We start from the raw sequence: 18,887 nt of genomic DNA on the forward strand, positions 1-18,887 counted from the left end.
TCAGCTATTTTACCAGCCATTTTTCTATTTCGTGCTGGTCTAATTCGATGTATTTTGTCTGTGCTTCAACCTTGCCGGTATTAATCCAATATATAACAGGCCAGCTGTATCCGATCATATTGGTAAAAGCATCGCCATCTAGCTTGGTGTAAGGTACATTTGACGCTTCAGTTTCCTTCCAGAACGGTTCCATGTATTGATCCTTCCCCGCCACTACGAAATAGAATGGTAACGATGGGTTGCGAAGCTTCATAATGTGCATTTTTTTAGCTGCCATTCGGCAGTGCGGGCAGCTGAGGCTCAAAAACGCAATGACGTGTTTGCCCTGTTTTAATTGTACCGGAGCTACAGGTTTGCTGAGCGTAGTATCGTATAGCGGCGCCAGGTTCAGCTCGAAGCTATCTTTCTGCAGCCACTGGGGCTTGCTTTCGGGTATCGGGTAAAAAATGAACGGAAGCGCACAAAGGATCAAAAAGATAAGCGGGTTGACAAATCGCAACCAATTGAATCTCAGTCCTTGATGGAATTTGGCAATTACGAGCAGCAACGCAATTAGTGCTACATTCTTTAGTAGTGATGCTGACGGACTCATCAATATCTCGTCTCCAAAGCATCCACAGTTGATGTTATTTCCGACCGTTACCCATAGGAAAACGAGGTAGGCAGAAAATATTAGTAGCAAGGCAATTGCTAGTTTCGGCACCCATTTTTTTCTGCCGAAAGAGTTGAATATGAGTAAGCTGCCGAGTGCTATTTCAAGTCCTCCGAAAAACCTTGCAGACAGTTCTGCCACGCGCCATGACAAACCAGCAAACTGTACGATAGTCCATTCAAATTTCTCCAGGGCAGGGTAGTTATAGAGCTTTGTCCATGCTGAATATAGAAAAGTAGCACCTAAAGCAATGGATAGTAAAACCAAAGCTGTTTGCTTGAGTATCTTCATTTTGCAAAAATAAAAGGGCATCATTGAAATGATACCCTTTGTTATACTAAAATATTATTTAACTCTGTTGCTAAATAGTAAGAGCAATAATTATTTTACGTCGCAGCTACCAGAAGCGGTAATGCCAAGTGCTTTTGCTGCTTCGATAGAAGTTTGCATGTCTTTATCGTAAGTTTCGCATTTTGATTTAGCGTCGCTTTTCTTCATTTTACCTAACGATATTGAAGTATCGGCAGTAACACCAGCTACAGTTGCAGAACATTTGCAGCTATAGTCTTTTTTACAAGCAGTAAAGCTCATCATACCAAAAAATGCAAGGGCTGCGATTGGGGCGATTTTTTTCATAAGTATAGATTTGTTTAGAATTTGGATACAAAAATAGCCGCCGCTTCGAAAAATCAAAGTGAAGAGTGTACTTTTTTAAATATTAAATGAGCTAACTGTCAGCATTAAATAACTAAAAAAGCATCTGGCAGAGGCCTTAGCTGGCAAAACGCCATATATTCACATCGGCTTATCTTCGCATCGGGTACGATCGTTATATGTCGTTGATTGTTAATGCGATGATGCTATTAGCGGAATAAATATTTCTCCACAGTTTAGTTTTTTCCGTCATTTCGGAGAAGTTTGGAATATTTTTTGCTATTTCAGTTGCCATTTTTTATATTTGCAATCCCTTTGCGGGGAGCTAGCACGTGCGCAACAAATTATTGACTGATTTTTATTAGAAACAGACCTAACCTGTACTAAAAGGTGATGCCTTTTGGGACGGGGATTTTTTGTTTGTAAAAAAGGAGTTTTAAACATATTATGGCTATACCACAAAAACGAACCGGCACAGGTCGTATCAATTTCGCTAAGATCCACGATGTAGCGGAAACACCTGACCTGCTGGGCATTCAGCTTCAATCGTTTAAAGATTTCTTCCAGTTGGAAACTACGCCTGATAAGCGTAACAACGAAGGACTCTTCCGGGTGTTCAAGGAAAACTTTCCTATCACTGACACGAGGAACATCTTCGTACTGGAATTTCTGGATTACTTCATCGATCCGCCACGCTACACTATTGACGAGTGTATGGAGCGTGGCCTTACTTATTCGGTACCTCTGAAGGCAAAACTTCGCCTTAGCTGTAACGATGAAGAACACGTAGACTTCGAAACAATTGTTCAGGATGTGTTCCTGGGCAATATCCCATACATGACCCCACGCGGTACCTTCGTTATCAATGGTGCTGAGCGTGTGGTTGTTTCTCAGCTGCACCGTTCACCAGGCGTATTCTTTGGTCAAAGCGTTCACCCGAACGGTACCAAGATCTACAGCGCCCGCGTAATTCCTTTCAAAGGAGCGTGGATGGAGTTTGCTACCGACATCAACAACGTGATGTATGCTTACATCGACCGTAAGAAGAAGTTCCCGGTAACTACACTGCTTCGTGCCATCGGTTACGAAACGGATAAGGATATCCTGGAACTGTTCGGTATGGCCGATGAGGTAAAAACCGATAAAAAATCACTGGCTCCGCACATCGGTCGCCGCCTGGCTGCCCGCGTACTGCGCAGCTGGACAGAAGACTTCGTAGATGAAGATACCGGTGAGGTGGTAACTATCGAGCGTAACGAGGTGGTACTTGACCGCGATAACGTACTCGATGAGGACAACGCAAACATGATCCAGGAAATGGGTATCCCAACCATCTTCCTGCAGAAAGAAGAGGTGAGTGGTGACTTCTCGATCATCTACAACACACTGAATAAAGATACTTCTAACTCAGAGCTCGAAGCGGTTCAGCACATCTACCGTCAGCTGCGTGGTTCTGATGCTCCGGATGATGAAACAGCACGTGGCATCATCGAAAAGCTGTTCTTCAGCGACAAGCGTTATGACCTGGGTGAAGTAGGCCGTTATAAGATCAACCGTAAGCTAGGTCTTGATATCAACCTTGATACCAAAGTACTGAGCAAACAAGATATCATTTCCATCATTAAATACCTGGTACGTCTTACCAACGGTAAAGCGGAGATCGACGATATCGATCACCTGAGCAACCGTCGTGTACGTACTGTGGGTGAGCAACTGTTCGCACAGTTCGGCGTGGGTCTGGCACGTATGGCGCGCACCATCCGCGAGCGTATGAACGTTCGTGACAACGAGGTGTTCACGCCGATCGACCTGATCAACGCTCGTACACTGTCTTCAGTTATCAACTCATTCTTCGGTACTTCGCAACTGTCGCAGTTCCTCGATCAAACCAACCCGCTGTCTGAGATCACGCACAAACGTCGTATCTCTGCCCTCGGTCCTGGTGGTCTGAGCCGTGAGCGCGCAGGCTTCGAGGTTCGTGACGTTCACTACAGCCACTACGGTCGTCTGTGTACTATCGAAACACCGGAAGGTCCAAACATCGGTCTGATCTCTACGCTGTGCGTGCACGCCAAGATCAACGATATGGGCTTTATCGAAACTCCTTACCGCAAGGTAAAAGACGGTAAAGTAGACCTGAAGACCCACTATTTCATGAGCGCGGAAGAAGAAGACCTGGCGAAGATCGCCCAGGCCAACATCCCGCTGGATGAGAAGGGTAACTTCGTTGAAGAAAAGGTCAAATCACGTCAAACAGGTGACTTCCCCATCCTTGACAGGGAAGAGGTTGAATACATGGATGTCGCGCCAAACCAGATCGTAGGTCTGAGTGCGTCGCTGATTCCGTTCCTTGAGCACGATGATGCCAACCGTGCGCTGATGGGATCGAACATGCAACGCCAGGCAGTACCGCTTATCCGTGCGCAGGTACCTATCGTAGGTACAGGCCTGGAAGGTAAAGCTGCCCGCGATGCAAGGATCCAGATCCACGCTGAAGGTAATGGTGTAGTTGAATACGTAGATGCTAACGAGATCCATGTTCGTTACGACCGTAACGATAAGGATCGCCTGGTTTCTTTCGAAGACGATCTGAAAATTTACACGCTTACAAAATATAAGAAAACCAACCAGAGCACCAGCATCACATTGCGCCCATGTGTAAACAGGGGAGCCAAAGTGAAAGAAGGCGACTTCCTGACCGAAGGTTATGCAACGCAGGATGGTGAACTGGCACTGGGCCGTAACCTGAAAGTGGCCTTCATGCCATGGAAAGGTTACAACTTCGAGGATGCCATCGTTATCAACGAGAAAGTGGCACGCGATGACTGGTTTACTTCAGTACACATCGACGAGTACGAACTGGAAGTACGTGATACTAAACTGGGTGAGGAAGAACTTACTCCAGATATCCCGAACGTATCAGAAGAGGCTACAAAAGACCTCGATGAGAACGGTATCATCCGCATCGGTGCTCACGTAGGTGAAGGCGACATCCTGATCGGTAAGATCACTCCTAAAGGTGAAACTGATCCTACTCCGGAAGAAAAACTGCTCCGCGCTATCTTCGGTGACAAAGCCGGTGATGCAAAAGATGCTTCTCTGAAGGCACCAAGCGGTACTGAAGGTATCGTTATCTCTAAACAGTTGTTCCAACGCGCTAAGAAAGACAAGAACTCTAAGGTGCGTGAGAAAGCTGCCCTCGAGAAAATTGAAAAGACACACGAGAAGAACTTGCAAGATTTGCAGGAGCTGCTCAACGATAAGCTGATGACCCTGTTGAAAGACAAGTCATCTGCAGGTATCACCAACAACTTTGGTGAACTGGTGCTGGCTAAAGGCGGCAAGTTCAATTCGAAAACGCTGAGTGCGATCGATTACCAGAACGTAAATCCGCTGGGCTGGACAGGCGACCAGGCAACTGACGACCTGATCAACCAACTGCTGCACAACTATAACATCAAGTACAACGAAGAACTGGGCCGCTACAAACGCGAGAAGTTCAACCTGAGCATAGGTGACGAGCTTCCTGCAGGCGTTCTGAAACTTGCTAAAGTATACCTTGCCAGCAAGCGTAAACTGAAAGTGGGTGATAAGATGGCCGGTCGCCACGGTAACAAAGGTATCGTTGCCAAGATCGTTCGTGAAGAGGATATGCCGTTCCTGGAAGACGGAACGCCGGTTGATATCGTTCTGAACCCGCTGGGTGTACCATCGCGTATGAACCTGGGTCAGATCTATGAGACTATCCTCGGCTGGGCAGGTGAGAAACTGGGTGTGAAATTCGCTACGCCTATCTTCGACGGTGCTTCGGTTGACGAGATCGCAGGTCTGATCGACCAGGCAGGTATCCCTGACTATGGCCACACGTTCCTGTACGATGGTGAGACCGGTGAGCGTTTCCACCAGAAAGCTACGGTTGGTATCATCTACATGATCAAACTGCACCACATGGTTGACGATAAGATGCACGCGCGTTCTATCGGTCCATACAGCCTCATTACGCAACAGCCTCTGGGTGGTAAAGCTCAGTTCGGTGGTCAGCGTTTTGGTGAGATGGAGGTGTGGGCACTTGAAGCTTATGGTGCTGCCAACATTCTGCAAGAGCTGTTAACGCTGAAATCGGATGATATCATGGGTCGTGCAAAGACTTATGAGGCCATCGTTAAAGGCGACAACGTTCCGAAACCAGGTATTCCAGAGTCGTTTAACGTATTGGTGAACGAGCTGCGCGGTCTCGGTCTGGAACTGAAATTTGAATAGTTATTAGCCCTTTAAAGGCACCATTTCGAACAATGTGAGAATCTCCCGGACAAAATGTTTGGGAGACTCTCACCCGAAATGAGAAAGTAAACGGACCCGGTCCACAACAAACACTAAAACATTTCTTTAAAATGGCAATAAAGAAGGATAATCGTCCCAAAGCTGGTTTTAATAAGATCACTATTAGCCTGGCTTCTCCTGACACCATCCTCGATAGGTCTTATGGCGAGGTGTTGAAGCCTGAGACTATCAACTATCGTACGTACAAACCTGAACGTGATGGTTTGTTCTGCGAAAAAATATTTGGTCCCGTTAAGGACTACGAATGCTATTGCGGTAAGTACAAGCGTATCCGTTATAAGGGTATCGTGTGCGACCGTTGTGGTGTTGAAGTAACTGAAAAGAAAGTACGTCGCGAACGCATGGGTCACATCAAACTGGTGGTGCCTATCGTTCATATCTGGTATTTCAAGAGCCTGCCAAACAAAATTGGTTACCTGCTGGGTGTTAGCTCTAAGAAACTGGAAAGCATTGTTTACTACGAGCGCTATGTGGTAGTGAACGCTGGTGAAGCTGAAGACCTGATCCGTCAGAAGCTGAACCTGAAAGATTCTGAAAATACGCATCAGCAACTGCTGACAGAAGACGAGTACCTCGAAATTCTGGATGCGATATCAAAAGACAACCAGTACCTGCCTGACGATGATGCGAACAAATTCATCGCTAAGATGGGTGCTGAAGCAGTACACTCACTGTTGAGCCGCATCGACCTCGATCAGCTGTCTTACGATCTGCGTAATGCTGCCGCAAACGAAACTTCACAACAGCGTAAACAGGAAGCCCTGAAGCGCCTGAGCGTTGTAGAAGCTTTCCGCGATGCGAATACACGTGTTGAGAACCGCCTGGAATGGACTGTAATGCAGTACATCCCGGTTATTCCACCAGAACTGCGTCCGCTCGTTCCGCTGGATGGTGGCCGTTTTGCGTCTTCTGACCTGAACGACCTGTACCGTCGCGTTATCATCCGTAACAACCGTCTGAAACGTCTTATCGAGATCAAAGCTCCTGAAGTGATCCTGCGTAACGAAAAACGCATGCTGCAGGAAGCGGTTGACTCCCTGTTCGATAACAGCCGTAAGTCTAACGCCGTAAAAGCAGAAGGTGGCCGCGCCCTGAAATCACTTTCAGATGTTCTGAAAGGTAAACAAGGTCGTTTCCGTCAAAACCTGCTTGGTAAACGTGTTGACTACTCTGGTCGTTCGGTTATCGTGGTAGGCCCTGAAATGAAACTGCACGAGTGCGGTCTTCCGAAAGATATGGCTGCTGAACTGTTCAAACCGTTCATCATTCGTAAACTGATCGAAAGGGGTATCGTTAAGACGGTAAAGAGCGCGAAAAAGCTTGTTGAGCGTAAAGAATCAGTGGTTTGGGACATCCTTGAAAATGTTCTGAAAGGCCATCCGATCCTCCTCAACCGTGCCCCAACGCTTCACCGTTTGTCAATCCAGGCCTTCCAGCCTAAGCTGATCGAAGGTAAAGCTATACAGCTGCACCCGCTCGTGTGTTCTGCGTTCAACGCCGATTTCGATGGTGACCAGATGGCCGTGCACGTGCCGCTGAGTCACGCCGCGATCCTGGAAGCACAACTCCTGATGCTGGCTTCGCACAACATCCTTAACCCGCAGAACGGTACGCCGATTACCCTGCCTTCTCAGGACATGGTTCTTGGTCTGTACTACATTTCTAAGGGTAAAAAGACCATGGGCGATGACATAGTGAAAGGTGAAGGCAAAGCGTTCTACAGCACTGAAGAGGTGTTGATAGCACACAACGAAGGCCGCGTTGACCTGCATGCATGGATCAAAGTAAAAGTAGACGTTCGTAAAGAAGACGGTTCGCTGAAAAACGAGTTGACTGAAACAACAGTTGGTCGTGTTATCTTCAACCAGTTCGTTCCGAAAGAGAATGGTTATGTGAACGCGCTGCTTACCAAGAAATCACTTCGTGAGATCATCGGTGCGATCCTGCAAAACACTACAATTCCTAAAACAGTACAGTTCCTTGATGATATCAAAACATTAGGTTTCCGTACGGCCTTCCGCGGTGGTCTTTCGTTCAACGTAAAAGATCTTACCGTTCCGGAAGTAAAAGAACAACTGATCGAAAACGCACAGACGGAAGTTGATGAAGTGTGGGACAACTACAATATGGGTCTCATCACCAACAACGAACGTTACAACCAGATCATCGATATCTGGTCGCGTGTAGATACCCGCGTTACTGAAACCCTCATCCGCGAGATGGCGGCTGATAAGCAAGGTTTCAACTCGGTATATATGATGCTTGACTCAGGTGCCCGTGGTTCTAAGCAGCAGGTTAAACAGCTGGCTGGTCTGAGGGGTCTGATGGCAAAACCACGTCGTAGTGGTTCAAGCGGTTCAGAGATCATCGAAAACCCGATCCTCTCGAACTTTAAAGTAGGTCTGAGCGTATTGGAGTACTTCATCTCTACCCACGGTGCGCGTAAAGGTCTGGCGGATACGGCCCTTAAAACAGCCGATGCCGGTTACCTGACACGTCGTCTGGTTGACGTAGCTCAAGACGTTGTTATCAACGATGAGGACTGCGGCACACTGCGTGGTATCGCGACATCTGCACTGAAAGATAACGAGGAAATAGTAGAGCCACTGTTCGACCGTATCCTTGGCCGTACCTCTCTGCACGATGTGTACGATCCGATCAACGATCAACTTATTGTTCGCGCCGGTGCTGAGATCACTGAGCAGCTTGCTCAGCGCATCGACGACAGCGGTATCGATACTGTAGAAATACGTTCGGTACTGACCTGCGAAGCTCGTCGCGGTGTATGTGCTAAGTGTTACGGTAAAAACCTGGCAACCGGTTATATGACGCAGAAGGGTGATGCGGTAGGTATCATCGCTGCCCAGTCTATCGGTGAGCCTGGTACACAGCTGACACTTCGTACCTTCCACGTGGGTGGTGTGGCCGGTTCTTCAGCTATCGAGTCTCAACTCGTTGCTAAGTTCGACGGTACTATCCAGTTCGACGGTCTGCGTACTACAACTTATAAAGATGAAGAAGGTGAAGACGTTATCGTAGTTATCGGTCGTACCGGTGAGGTACGTATCGTTGACGTAGCTAACGATCGCCTGCTGATAACTAACAACATTCCTTACGGTTCTCACCTGAAAGTGAAGAACGGTCAGAAGGTAACTAAAGGAACAGTGATCTGTACATGGGATCCGTTCAACGCCGTTATCGTTTCTGAGGTGAATGGTAAGATCAAACTGGATAACGTTATCGAAGGTGTTACTTATCGCGAAGAGGCCGATGAACAAACAGGTCACCGTGAGAAAGTGGTTATCGAAACAAAAGATAAAACCAAGATTCCTGGTATCATAGTAGAAGGCAAGGAAGAGAAGATGTACAACCTTCCGGTTGGTTCACACATCATTGTAGGCGCAGGTGACGCAGTATACAATGGACAGGTTATCGTGAAGATACCACGTATCATGGGTCGTAGCCGAGATATCACGGGTGGTCTTCCAAGGGTAACTGAACTGTTCGAAGCTCGTAACCCGAGCAACCCGGCTATCGTAGCTGAGATCGACGGTGTAGTAGCCTTTGGTAACATCAAACGTGGTAACCGCGAGATCATTGTGGAATCACGCGAAGGCCTGGTGAAGAAATACCTGGTGCCGCTGACACGTCACATCATGGTTCAGGACGGTGACTTCGTGAAAGCTGGTACCTCACTGTCTGACGGTGCGGTAACTCCGGGCGACATCCTCGCTATCAAAGGACCTTTCGCTGTACAGGAATACCTGGTGAATGAAATTCAAGAGGTTTACCGTTTGCAGGGTGTGAAGATCAACGATAAACACATCGAGGTGATCGTTCGCCAGATGATGCGTAAAGTAACTATCATCGATCCGGGAGATACTAAGTTCCTGGAAGAGGATACAGTTGATAAATTCGACTTCATGGTTGAGAATGACTGGATCTTCGACAAGAAAGTAATTACCGAAGGTGGTGAATCAGATAAACTGCACGCCGGCCAGATCGTTACCCTCCGCGAGATCCGCGAAGAGAACAGCTTGCTGCGCCGCTCTGATAAAAAGCTGGTAGAATACCGCGATGCTAACCCTGCTACATCAGCTCCGCTGCTGTTGGGTATCACAAAAGCATCACTGGGTACACACAGCTGGATATCTGCAGCATCGTTCCAGGAAACTACCAAGGTGCTTTCGCAGGCGTCTATCAACGGTAAGTCTGACGATCTGATGGGTCTGAAAGAAAACGTTATTACCGGTAACCTTATCCCTGCAGGTACAGGTATGCGCGACTTCGACGACATGGTGGTAGGATCGAAAGAAGAATTCGAACTGCTGATGGCAAACCGCGATGTACTCCAGTTCGACGAAGAAGAATAGTGATTTGGATCTAACTAACAATAAGAACGCCGCTCAATTGAGCGGCGTTTCTGTTTTATGTCGTTGTTGGAAATCTACCAGTGAAAGTCTATCCTATAAGCAATGGTAGGTATTATACCAGTCTGGTAAACAGTTGCTATACGACCGTTCTTGCCGTCAAAATAAGAATAGAAATAATTGCGCCTGTTAGTGATGTTCTGTACATCCAGCTGCAAGCTGTGCGTAGCATGCCTGCGATTAAACTTATAATACACGCTACCGTCGATGCGGAAATAGGGCTTGCCCTGTTTGGTGTAGTATTGCCCGGGCACCATCATCAGTTGCTCATATTGCATTGACCGGGCGAGGTCTATTTCTGATTCCCGCAATCCTCCGCTATATAGCATTTTACCATTAATGCCCAGTATGCGGCTACCGTTGCTATTCAGTTTAAACTCTTTTCCGCCCAACATATTTAATTGGTACGTGCGGTTGAACAGGGTATTGTATTCATCTCCCGCATAGCTTGTGTACAGAGAACGGAACAGTGAACCCGAAACCATTACATAGTAGTTGTTGGCAAAAGGTCTTTCAATGCTCAGGTCAATACCGTAATTGCGGCCTGTGCCGGTGCTTGACAGCGGCTTGTTGATCTCTGCAAGCGAATAAATATTTTGAGTATTTAGCAATGAGAAGGCGTTGTTTGAATCGGCTTCTACAGGTATGCTGTACAGGTGCTGGTAGTATACTTCAGCCTTCAGTCGCATTTTCAACGGCAGGCTGGTTTCGTAACCGCCTATGATATGAAACGCTTTGAGGAGGTCAAGGTCTTTGTTTGTCTGACGGATCACATTCCCGAGCGAGTCGTTCTGGAAAAGATAGACGGAAATGTGATCGGGTTTGCTGTGGAAACCTGCTGATAACGCAAAGGTCTGTTTGTTCAACTGGTAGCTCAGCGAAGCACGTGGTTCTATGGTGCCTTTTTCCGTCAGGTAGTAGTAGGAGCTATGTACGCCGGTTATCAGTGTCAGTTGCTCAGTAAGGCGCGCCTTCCACTGCATATAAGCCTGGTAGTATTGCGTGCTGCCTTTGCCTTTTATGAATTCTATCCATTCTCCGCGTTCCTTGTCATGATAGGCTTCCTCCATGTCGGCACCTATTTGTTGTGCCACGATACCAGCTCGCACAGTGTGCCTGCTGCTTAGCTTATTGTTATACATCACCGTACCGCGGTAATAGGTATTGATGTGGCGCGCGTGCTGTGTAGGTACTTCAGAATAATTGTTAGTTGGATTGAGTGAGTCAATGTCGGATTTATAAGAGTCGGTGGCCGCCGATACTACGGTTTTGATGTAGGAGTGGTTGTTGACGAAGTATTGGTGCGTGATGCCTGCTACACCCATTTCGCCATAGGCCCGCAGGCTGAAATTGGGATTGTCGCTGCTCCATTCAGTGCTATCGGCCGTAGCGTCTTTCGATGCTACGTTCAAACCCCAAAGGCCCCAAAGGGAAAAGGTGCCGGCGTTTTTTGTCGGTAGGTTCACTTTGAATGATAAGTCCTGGTATGCAGGCAGCACACCACCCAAGTCAAAAAAGCCTTGCAGTAATGTTAGGGTAGAGTAGCGGTAGTTGATCAAATACGATGCCTGTCCGCCCTTGCGGAATGGACCTTCTGTTGCTATTTCTGCACCCAGTGTACCTATCTGCACGCTGTGCTCGCGACGCTCCTGGTTGCCGTTACGGAACTGTAGATCGAACGCGCCAGAAAGTGCAGCTCCAATCTCAGCAGGGAATGCACCGGTATAAAAATCAGTAGCTGCCAGTGTGTTTGCATTCAGCATGCTCACCGCGCCACCCGATGTACCCAGCGAATTAAAGTGGTTAGGATTCGGTATCTCGATACCTTCCAGCCGCCACAGAACACCCTTTGGTGAGTTGCCACGTACTACTATGCCATTCTCCCTGTCGTTGCTGCCCGATACCCCCATAAAATTCATGGCCATACGTGCCGGGTCTGATACAGTGGCTGCATAACGCTTTGTTTCCTCTACAGAGAATGACCGCGCACTAACACTGGCAAATTCATTTTGCGCGCCGAAACGGTTGCGCTTTGCACTAACACTCACTTCCTTCAGGCGCTGGATGTTTTCTGTGAGCGGGATGTTCAGTTCCGTTTCCTTGCCCGAACTGATCATCACCTCGCTTATTGTTCTCGGTGAATACCCATTATAGCTGAACTGGAATGACTGCCTGCCCAGCGGTACTCCTTCTAATAGATAATAGCCCTGGTCGTCGGTTATAGTATTGATGCTGCTGTTTGATGCAAGCACGACAGCAACCCCGGCCAACGGTTGTTTTGATTCAGCATCGGTGATGATGCCGCGTACAGTTTGTGATAATGACCGATCCTGTGCAATAGCAGGGCTGATAGCTGTAATACAAAGAACCAGAAAGGGTATTAAATGCTTGTACATAACAGGGAGTAGTAATGCAAGATAAGAACAACAATAGTTAACAACATTTTTTATCTTTAGATCACACCAAAACTCACCACATACCATGGCAAACTTTCAACAGGCTTATGCTATCACCATGCACAACGAAGGCGGCTACGCCAATAATAAAAACGACAGCGGCGGAGAGACATGGAGGGGCGTGGCCCGCAACTACTGGGCTAAGTGGCCAGGCTGGGCTATCGTCGATAAAATAAAGGCTTCCAAACCTGCCAATCTTAATGACGCGCTTGCTGCCGATGCCGCACTCAAAACACTAGTCGATAAGTTTTACGAAGAGAACTTCTGGAATGCTATCGGGCTGCCTGCAATGAACTGCCAGCAAACGGCCAACCAGTTGTTTGACATAGCTGTAAACATGGGCACTGGCACGGCTGCCAAACTTTTGCAGCAAGCAATTAATGCACTGAAGCCGGGTGCCGTTAAGGTAGATAGCTCCGCCGGACCGTCTACGATAGAGGCGGCCAATGGCCAGCCGGATGAAGCCTTGTACAATGCCTTGGCCGCACAGCGTCGCCAACGTTATGAAAGCATCATAGCTGCTAATCCATCGCAGGCTGCATTCAGGAACTCGTGGATGAGCAGGATAACACCGTGGAACAGCGAGCACATTGCTTAAGGCAGCAACTGTATTACTTTGTTTTATCGTTCGCAACTATGTCTATCACGCTAACGATCCATCGTTCGCTGAAGCCTGCTATAAATGCAATGATGATATAAGAGTAGGGCGATGTCAAAAATGCCTCGCTGAAAATATTAGTGAGCAGTGTGGAGTTCAGTAGCATGAGTGCTACCAACGCTGCTGTTGCGCCTATAGCCAGCCGGATGACTGTGATGTAAAAGCCCACCATGTGGTCGGGTATCTTGCTGTTGACTGGCGTGGCCGTTAATGTATATGCCATACTGAGACAAGCGCCCAACGCCCCGAATTCAATTGACACCAAAACCTTTTGCCACATTTGCGTAGGCTGTGAAATATCGATGAGCAGAACGGTACCGATCACGGTGGCTATGAAGAGAACTAACAGAAAAGCCAGTATGTTGAAGTTGACGCGGCGCAGCGATATCCTGTAAAACTGCGTCTGGTAGTGCTCGTTCCTTATTTTGGTAGCAGCTACCACATCTTCCCGCACGATGTCTTCCCTTATCGCGTCGACAGTGCCTAGTAATGCACCGATCTGTTTTTGTCTCCACGATGGTATCTTTTCTGCAGCCTCTATGCACAGTTGCCTGGCTTTGGCCCTCCATGCCGAATCTTCCATGGCGTGCAGCAGGAGCAGCTCTGCTTCCTGGATATAATTCCATGCGTTCGAAGCATCTCTTTTTGCCATGGCTTTAGCCTTATCTAGGGCATCAGTGGCCCCGGATATATAGGCATTTGTCTTGTCGTAGCCGTTTACCTCGCGCGCTATCGAGTCTAATGCAGCCAGCAGCCGTTGCTCGGCCAGCTGCCTGAATGAAAAGGTTGATGGGATGTTCATGGTGTGTTGTGTGTAGGTTAGTAAAGTAAGAGCCGGTGAATCGTTACCCGAATTTAATCATTTTTGATAATATGATAAATAGGGCACCTGCCTCTGTTTCTATTGGACTGATTCAAGTCTCACTTTACCGATACTTGACTTGTTGAGAGCAGCAGATGGAGCAAGAGTTGGGCGACCAATAGCCTTCCGGGCGCTCAGCCTTTTGGCAAGCGATACAACCACCATTGCGATGGCTGCACCTAAAGCTGCAAGGGCAATGTCCTTGTGCGCATCCCACACGTCGCCCTGTGTAGCTACATAGGTTTCTCCTGTAGCAGGAGTAGTGAGTTCTGCCACACCCCATTCTATCATCTCAAATATAGTTCCGAGCGAGAATGCTATTTCTATGGGCAACAGCCATGCCGCTTTGCCGGATACTTTAAACCTGTTCAGCAATATTTCTCTTGCAGGGTAGGCTATTAACAGGCCGAAGCTAAAATGAACGATGCGGTCGTACGGGTTGCGCCATAGGTCGTACCGTTCTTTCAGCCACTCACCAAAGGCATTGGTGGTGTAAGCATAGAACGCACCATAGCAATGCAACATCACGAACATGAAGATCAGTAGGTAACTAAGGTCGCTTAAGCGGTGCCCCCGGTGAGTAAACACCATTGCGGGTAGCAAGATCATCACCAGCAGGTTTTCGATGATCCAGTTTTCCATGTTGTGGTTATTAAACCAGCCATAGGTCCAGTAAGCGAGGAACAGTCCGGTTAGCAGCCATAGAAAACGGTTGGCGGCAAATGGAGTTCGCTCTGAAGACGCAGCAGTAGTAAAAGCCATAACTGAGTTATTTGTGGAGTAACAAAGGTTGCTAAGGCCCTGATCAATAGCTAATTGATTGTTACTTACGGTGCTGCATTGTTTTGCGGAAAATGCAAATGAGGGAGTTAGTGTAGGTAATAATTGCAATTCTTGCCTACGCTAACTCCTTCGGTCGTGTGTTGTCACCGACCGAAATATGGGATGTGATGACTGATATTTTGGTTGGTGAGAACACCAACCAAAGGGGGATTTTTTTATATGTGATAAGGTCGTTGTAAATTCAATCATTGATACAGCCGGCACAATAGAATAGCTGATCGAGTCGTTATATCGTTTACCTAAAATCATTATGATGTTTAAAAAAATCGTTTTTGCAGCACTCGCTGTCTTCGGTTTAAGTCCTGTTGCGTATTCTTTTAACCCATGCCTTTCGTTGTTGGGAAGCTATACATCTACAAAGAACTACAACACTGTCAATGCTGGTGCGTTTGATATTCAAAATAGAAAGGTCAATTTCGGCGTGGAGCTGACGCACAAGTTTTATCTGGTTGATGATCTCTTCCTGAGGACTGGCTTTAGATACAATACGTACAAAACTTCATTCTATGGCAAAAATCAAATCCCGAAGCTTTATGATAGCCCATATCCGTTGGCATGGAAAAGAGGTTATGAAAGTTACGCTATACCGGTCCAGCTTGGAAGAGATATTGTTGTTAACAACAGCAACAGAGGCGACTTTTATGTTGGGTTTTCAGCGGGAATATTTAATCCTACCAGCGCTGAGGATCGCGTGTCCTCCAGTCTGCCGAGAGACCTCTCGTTTGCTGATACAATAATGGTAAGTAGTTGGGATTCTGTTAATGCTCCGTCTTCTTTCTTTCCGACAATAGACTTTGGAGTTAATTATCAGCCGTTTAAAGCTGCGCCAAGGTTTAGCATCGGGGTGTTGTGTTCTTTTCAATTAAATAAAACGGAGCCGCAATCTTTTCACGCGGTAGTTCAAAACCTGAGCACCGGAAAGGAATACCGGTATGAAATGGAGCACCATCAGAGCTTTATCAATTGTGCAGTATCACTTAGTTATACTTTTGGAAAGCCACGATCAATTGTGAAGAAGAACGATAGAACAGATTGTCCTCGGTAGTGCGACCGAGATGTGATAACCTACATTTGGGTTGGTGATAACACCAACCAAAGGTTGAATGCACGAATATGTAGCCGATATTTTGGTTGGAGAGAGCACCAAGCAAAGTGAATCAATGTCTGCGAATACAACACTGGAACAAGCCAGTGACATTTCAACTCATCCACACAGAATAGGTTCTTGTTATGACCCATTTACCATGGATTTTCTTACAGAGGTAGGTGCCTCCGTATTCACAGACGCGCCCACTGTTGAATTCCAGCGAAATTAAAGCAACATCAAAATCAACATTGAACAACGGAATCGAGAATTGAAAATATCCTCTGCCGTATTTGCTATAATAGGTCTTCCAGCCTTTTTTGACATCATTGGTGAACATGCGGTCGATGTATTTTTTATCTACGATGCCATTGCACCTTATTCTGCTGTCCCATTTAAGATCATTTGCAATTCGTGTTTGCGCAACGAATGATAATGTGTCTGTAGGGCTAAAATCATCTACTTTATCTACCTTATAGCGCATCGGACAGGGTTGGTTCAAAATGAAAAGGGTGTCGGTTTCAAGGACACCGGTAAAATCTGGAAATGATATGCGATACATAGTCGTTCTTATGGTGTCTGAAAAGAACGAGTCGGGCTTTATGGTATAGTATGTCCCATTGAAATCTGTATCATTCTTGTCTTTATTGAACGACGCAATCTGGTGTGAATAGTCGCTTGAATTGGTAATGTCATTGAGTAGCTCAATGCTGTTTTTCTCAATGTTCTCATTTGTAAACTGTCCGAAGCAGAACAATGGCAAACAGGTAATTAGTATCAATAGATTCTTCAAGCGAAAAGGTTTGTGTGAATTTACTCAAAGCTCATCTTCGGTGCAAGTGCCTACAGAGCTTAGAATGACACGAGTCTTCCGCCGGATGACTCGTGTCATTCTAAGTCGCCTGGTCTCCGACCGGTAGTCAGTTGATTTAGCCACATTCGGAAATATCAGTTCCGGTTTTTCAAACTCCGGTCACAGACCGACTGTTTTTATAGACTCAAGAGTGCTGCGCTAACTCTTGCTCCAGCTTTTTTATATTGTGCACTTAAACTTAGCAACATGCCCCTCAACATCTCCACCCTCACCATAAACGCCCCCAAAGAAAAAGTATGGGATGCCCTGACTAAACCTGAACTGGTAAAGCTTTGGCAGTTTGGCAGCGTGTTAACCACCGATTGGAATGTTGGCAGCAGCATCAGGTTCAGCACCGAATGGCAGGGCGAGGCGTTTGAGCAATGGGGTACCGTGCTGGATGTTCGGCCTTATGATTTCCTGCAGTACAACCTGTTTGCCCCGCGTCCCGGACTTGAAGACAAGCCGGAAAACTATTTCATCATGTCGTACGTCTTGACCGACACTGAGGATGGCCACACGCAGCTGCAAATAAAGCAAGATGACAACAGGCCCGGCGCTGAACAGGAAGAGCCGCAGGGAGAAGAAAACCCTGTGCTACAGGCGCTGAAGAAGGTAGCTGAAGAGCATTGGTTAGCATAACAGCTCGGCAGGCGATCAGAGATCGTGCAGGTAGCTCTGCAGCGTCATGGCATTATGTACAGCTTCGCCCATGGTATTGTTGAAATAGGCAAATACCGGCAGGCCCTCGTCCAGCCAGTCCTGTATATAGCTGGCGTGTTCGCGCAGAAAATCGTTGGAATAGCCGCCGCGGTAATTGCCCAGCTCCCCGTGGAACCTTAGATAAACGAACTCTTTTTCCATGTCTATAAGCGGGGTGAATGACTTGGGCATGTCCTGCATCACTACCGCAGCCTTATAATGCTCCAGCATTTCATATACGCTGTCGCGGTACCAGGATCTGTCACGAAACTCAACAGCTACATGCCAGCCTTCTGACAACCCGGAGAGCGATATTTCATCCAGTATTTGCCGAACCCTTTGAAAGAAAGACAGTTTGACGCTTCCCGGAAACTGAACCAGGATGCAGCCCTTTTTGTCGTCCGCCATACTGATCACTTCGAGGAACCGGCGTATATCTCCAGGGTCGTACTGCAGCTCTTTGGCATGGGTTACTGATTTCGATAGCTTGAAGGTAAAACGGAACTCATCCGGCACGTCGTTCACCCATTTTTCAATGGTGCGTGCCATTGGCAGCTTGTAAAACGTGCTGTTTACCTCCACGCTGTTCAGCAACGATGCATAATAATTCAAGCGGCTCTTGTCGCGGTATGCGGGAGGGAACGTCTCTTTGTTCGACACCGGCAACGTGACATTGCTGGTGCCGCAATAGAATCGTTTCTGCTGCTTCAGCCTCATGAGTATATATGCATGACCAGGTGTACAAAAACATTGTACCCTTACGGGCGCTTTTCCGCCTTTAAAGTTCATACTCACTTTGGGCTATATTGGGTTGAAGCTGTAAGCTCCGCATCCTCCGAGGTCGAAAAAAAAGCTCTACCTTACAGTTCAAACGACCAGGTATGCCGATCAACATTTCCGCCATTACTATCAATGCGACTAAAGAAAAGGTATGGGATGCCCTGACCAAGCCCGAGCTGGTAAAGCTCTGGCAATTCGACAGCGACCTGACCACCGATTGGCAGGTGGATAGCGACATCAGGTTTACCACCAGGCTGGACGGAACGGTAATGGAACAATGGGGCCGTGTGTTAGATATTCGTCCGCTGGAGTTGTTGCGCTACAGCCTGTTCGCTCCCGGGCCCGATATTGAAGATAAGCCGGAGAACTATTTCATTATGTCCTACATCCTTACCGACGATGAGGGGAATACCAACCTCGAAATAAGGCAGGAAGATAACAGGCCGGGTGCGGTGCAGGAAGAACCACAGGGCGAAGAGAACCCAGTTTTGCAGTTGCTGAAGAAAGTAGTTGAAAGCAATTAGCTGAGCACGATCAGCTATAATATTGAAAACGCCGCTCTCAAGGAGCGG

General features: G+C 47.3%; 13 protein-coding genes. 6 read left to right on the top strand and 7 right to left on the bottom strand.

Translation table 11 applies throughout. From position 1 onward, the window contains the following. Nucleotides 1-4 precede the first annotated feature (4 nt). Nucleotides 5-943: a MauE/DoxX family redox-associated membrane protein gene (locus P2W83_RS12375; protein WP_276134054.1), complete on the bottom strand. Its 939-nt coding sequence runs from the start codon at nt 941-943 to the stop codon at nt 5-7. A gap of 90 nt (nt 944-1,033) precedes the next feature. Further along, on the bottom strand, nt 1,034-1,288 hold the full coding sequence (locus tag P2W83_RS12380; RefSeq protein WP_276134055.1) for a hypothetical protein: 255 nt from the start codon (nt 1,286-1,288) through the stop codon (nt 1,034-1,036). A gap of 465 nt (nt 1,289-1,753) precedes the next feature. Between P2W83_RS12380 and rpoB the strand changes: the two genes are divergently transcribed. Together rpoB and rpoC are read left to right on the top strand one after the other, a co-directional pair. Next, nucleotides 1,754-5,566: a DNA-directed RNA polymerase subunit beta gene (gene rpoB / locus P2W83_RS12385; RefSeq protein ID WP_276134056.1), complete on the top strand. Its 3,813-nt coding sequence runs from the start codon at nt 1,754-1,756 to the stop codon at nt 5,564-5,566. Nucleotides 5,567-5,697: 131 nt separating this feature from the next. Beyond that, nucleotides 5,698-10,020, top strand: coding sequence for a DNA-directed RNA polymerase subunit beta' (gene rpoC, locus P2W83_RS12390; RefSeq protein ID WP_276134057.1), 4,323 nt, complete (start codon nt 5,698-5,700; stop codon nt 10,018-10,020). A gap of 74 nt (nt 10,021-10,094) precedes the next feature. Here the strand turns inward: rpoC and P2W83_RS12395 are convergent, their stop codons facing one another. After that, complete coding sequence (locus tag P2W83_RS12395; protein WP_276134058.1) at nt 10,095-12,473, bottom strand: carboxypeptidase regulatory-like domain-containing protein; 2,379 nt, start codon at nt 12,471-12,473, stop codon at nt 10,095-10,097. Nucleotides 12,474-12,558: 85 nt separating this feature from the next. On the opposite strand from P2W83_RS12395, the gene P2W83_RS12400 reads away from it, so the two are divergent. Next, nucleotides 12,559-13,131, top strand: coding sequence for a glycoside hydrolase family 108 protein (locus P2W83_RS12400; protein WP_276134059.1), 573 nt, complete (start codon nt 12,559-12,561; stop codon nt 13,129-13,131). Between the two features lie 13 nt (nt 13,132-13,144). On the opposite strand, the gene P2W83_RS12405 is transcribed toward P2W83_RS12400, so the two are convergent. Continuing rightward, nucleotides 13,145-13,993 carry a hypothetical protein gene (locus P2W83_RS12405; protein ID WP_276134060.1) on the bottom strand — a complete coding sequence of 283 codons (849 nt, stop codon included), beginning with the start codon at nt 13,991-13,993 and terminating at the stop codon, nt 13,145-13,147. Between the two features lie 99 nt (nt 13,994-14,092). Continuing rightward, a complete protein-coding gene (locus P2W83_RS12410) occupies nt 14,093-14,815 on the bottom strand; it encodes a DUF2238 domain-containing protein (RefSeq protein ID WP_276134061.1) in 723 nt (240 codons plus the stop codon). A 331-nt stretch (nt 14,816-15,146) separates the two neighbouring features. Here P2W83_RS12410 and P2W83_RS12415 point away from each other — a divergent pair, with 331 nt between their 5' ends. After that, a complete protein-coding gene (locus P2W83_RS12415) occupies nt 15,147-15,941 on the top strand; it encodes a hypothetical protein (protein ID WP_276134062.1) in 795 nt (264 codons plus the stop codon). A 154-nt stretch (nt 15,942-16,095) separates the two neighbouring features. On the opposite strand, the gene P2W83_RS12420 is transcribed toward P2W83_RS12415, so the two are convergent. Further along, nucleotides 16,096-16,773, bottom strand: coding sequence for a hypothetical protein (locus P2W83_RS12420; protein ID WP_276134063.1), 678 nt, complete (start codon nt 16,771-16,773; stop codon nt 16,096-16,098). A 267-nt stretch (nt 16,774-17,040) separates the two neighbouring features. On the opposite strand from P2W83_RS12420, the gene P2W83_RS12425 reads away from it, so the two are divergent. Beyond that, on the top strand, nt 17,041-17,475 hold the full coding sequence (locus P2W83_RS12425) for an SRPBCC family protein (protein ID WP_276134064.1): 435 nt from the start codon (nt 17,041-17,043) through the stop codon (nt 17,473-17,475). A gap of 15 nt (nt 17,476-17,490) precedes the next feature. Here P2W83_RS12425 and P2W83_RS12430 read toward each other — a convergent pair whose 3' ends face one another. Then, entirely contained in the window at nt 17,491-18,252 is a 762-nt protein-coding gene (locus P2W83_RS12430; protein ID WP_276134065.1) for a DUF72 domain-containing protein, read from the bottom strand. A 164-nt stretch (nt 18,253-18,416) separates the two neighbouring features. Between P2W83_RS12430 and P2W83_RS12435 the strand changes: the two genes are divergently transcribed. Then, on the top strand, nt 18,417-18,839 hold the full coding sequence (locus P2W83_RS12435; RefSeq protein ID WP_276134066.1) for an SRPBCC family protein: 423 nt from the start codon (nt 18,417-18,419) through the stop codon (nt 18,837-18,839). Nucleotides 18,840-18,887: the final 48 nt, after the last annotated feature.

This window comes from Polluticoccus soli (assembly GCF_029269745.1).
GTDB classification, from domain to species: Bacteria; Bacteroidota; Bacteroidia; order Chitinophagales; family Chitinophagaceae; genus Polluticoccus; species Polluticoccus soli.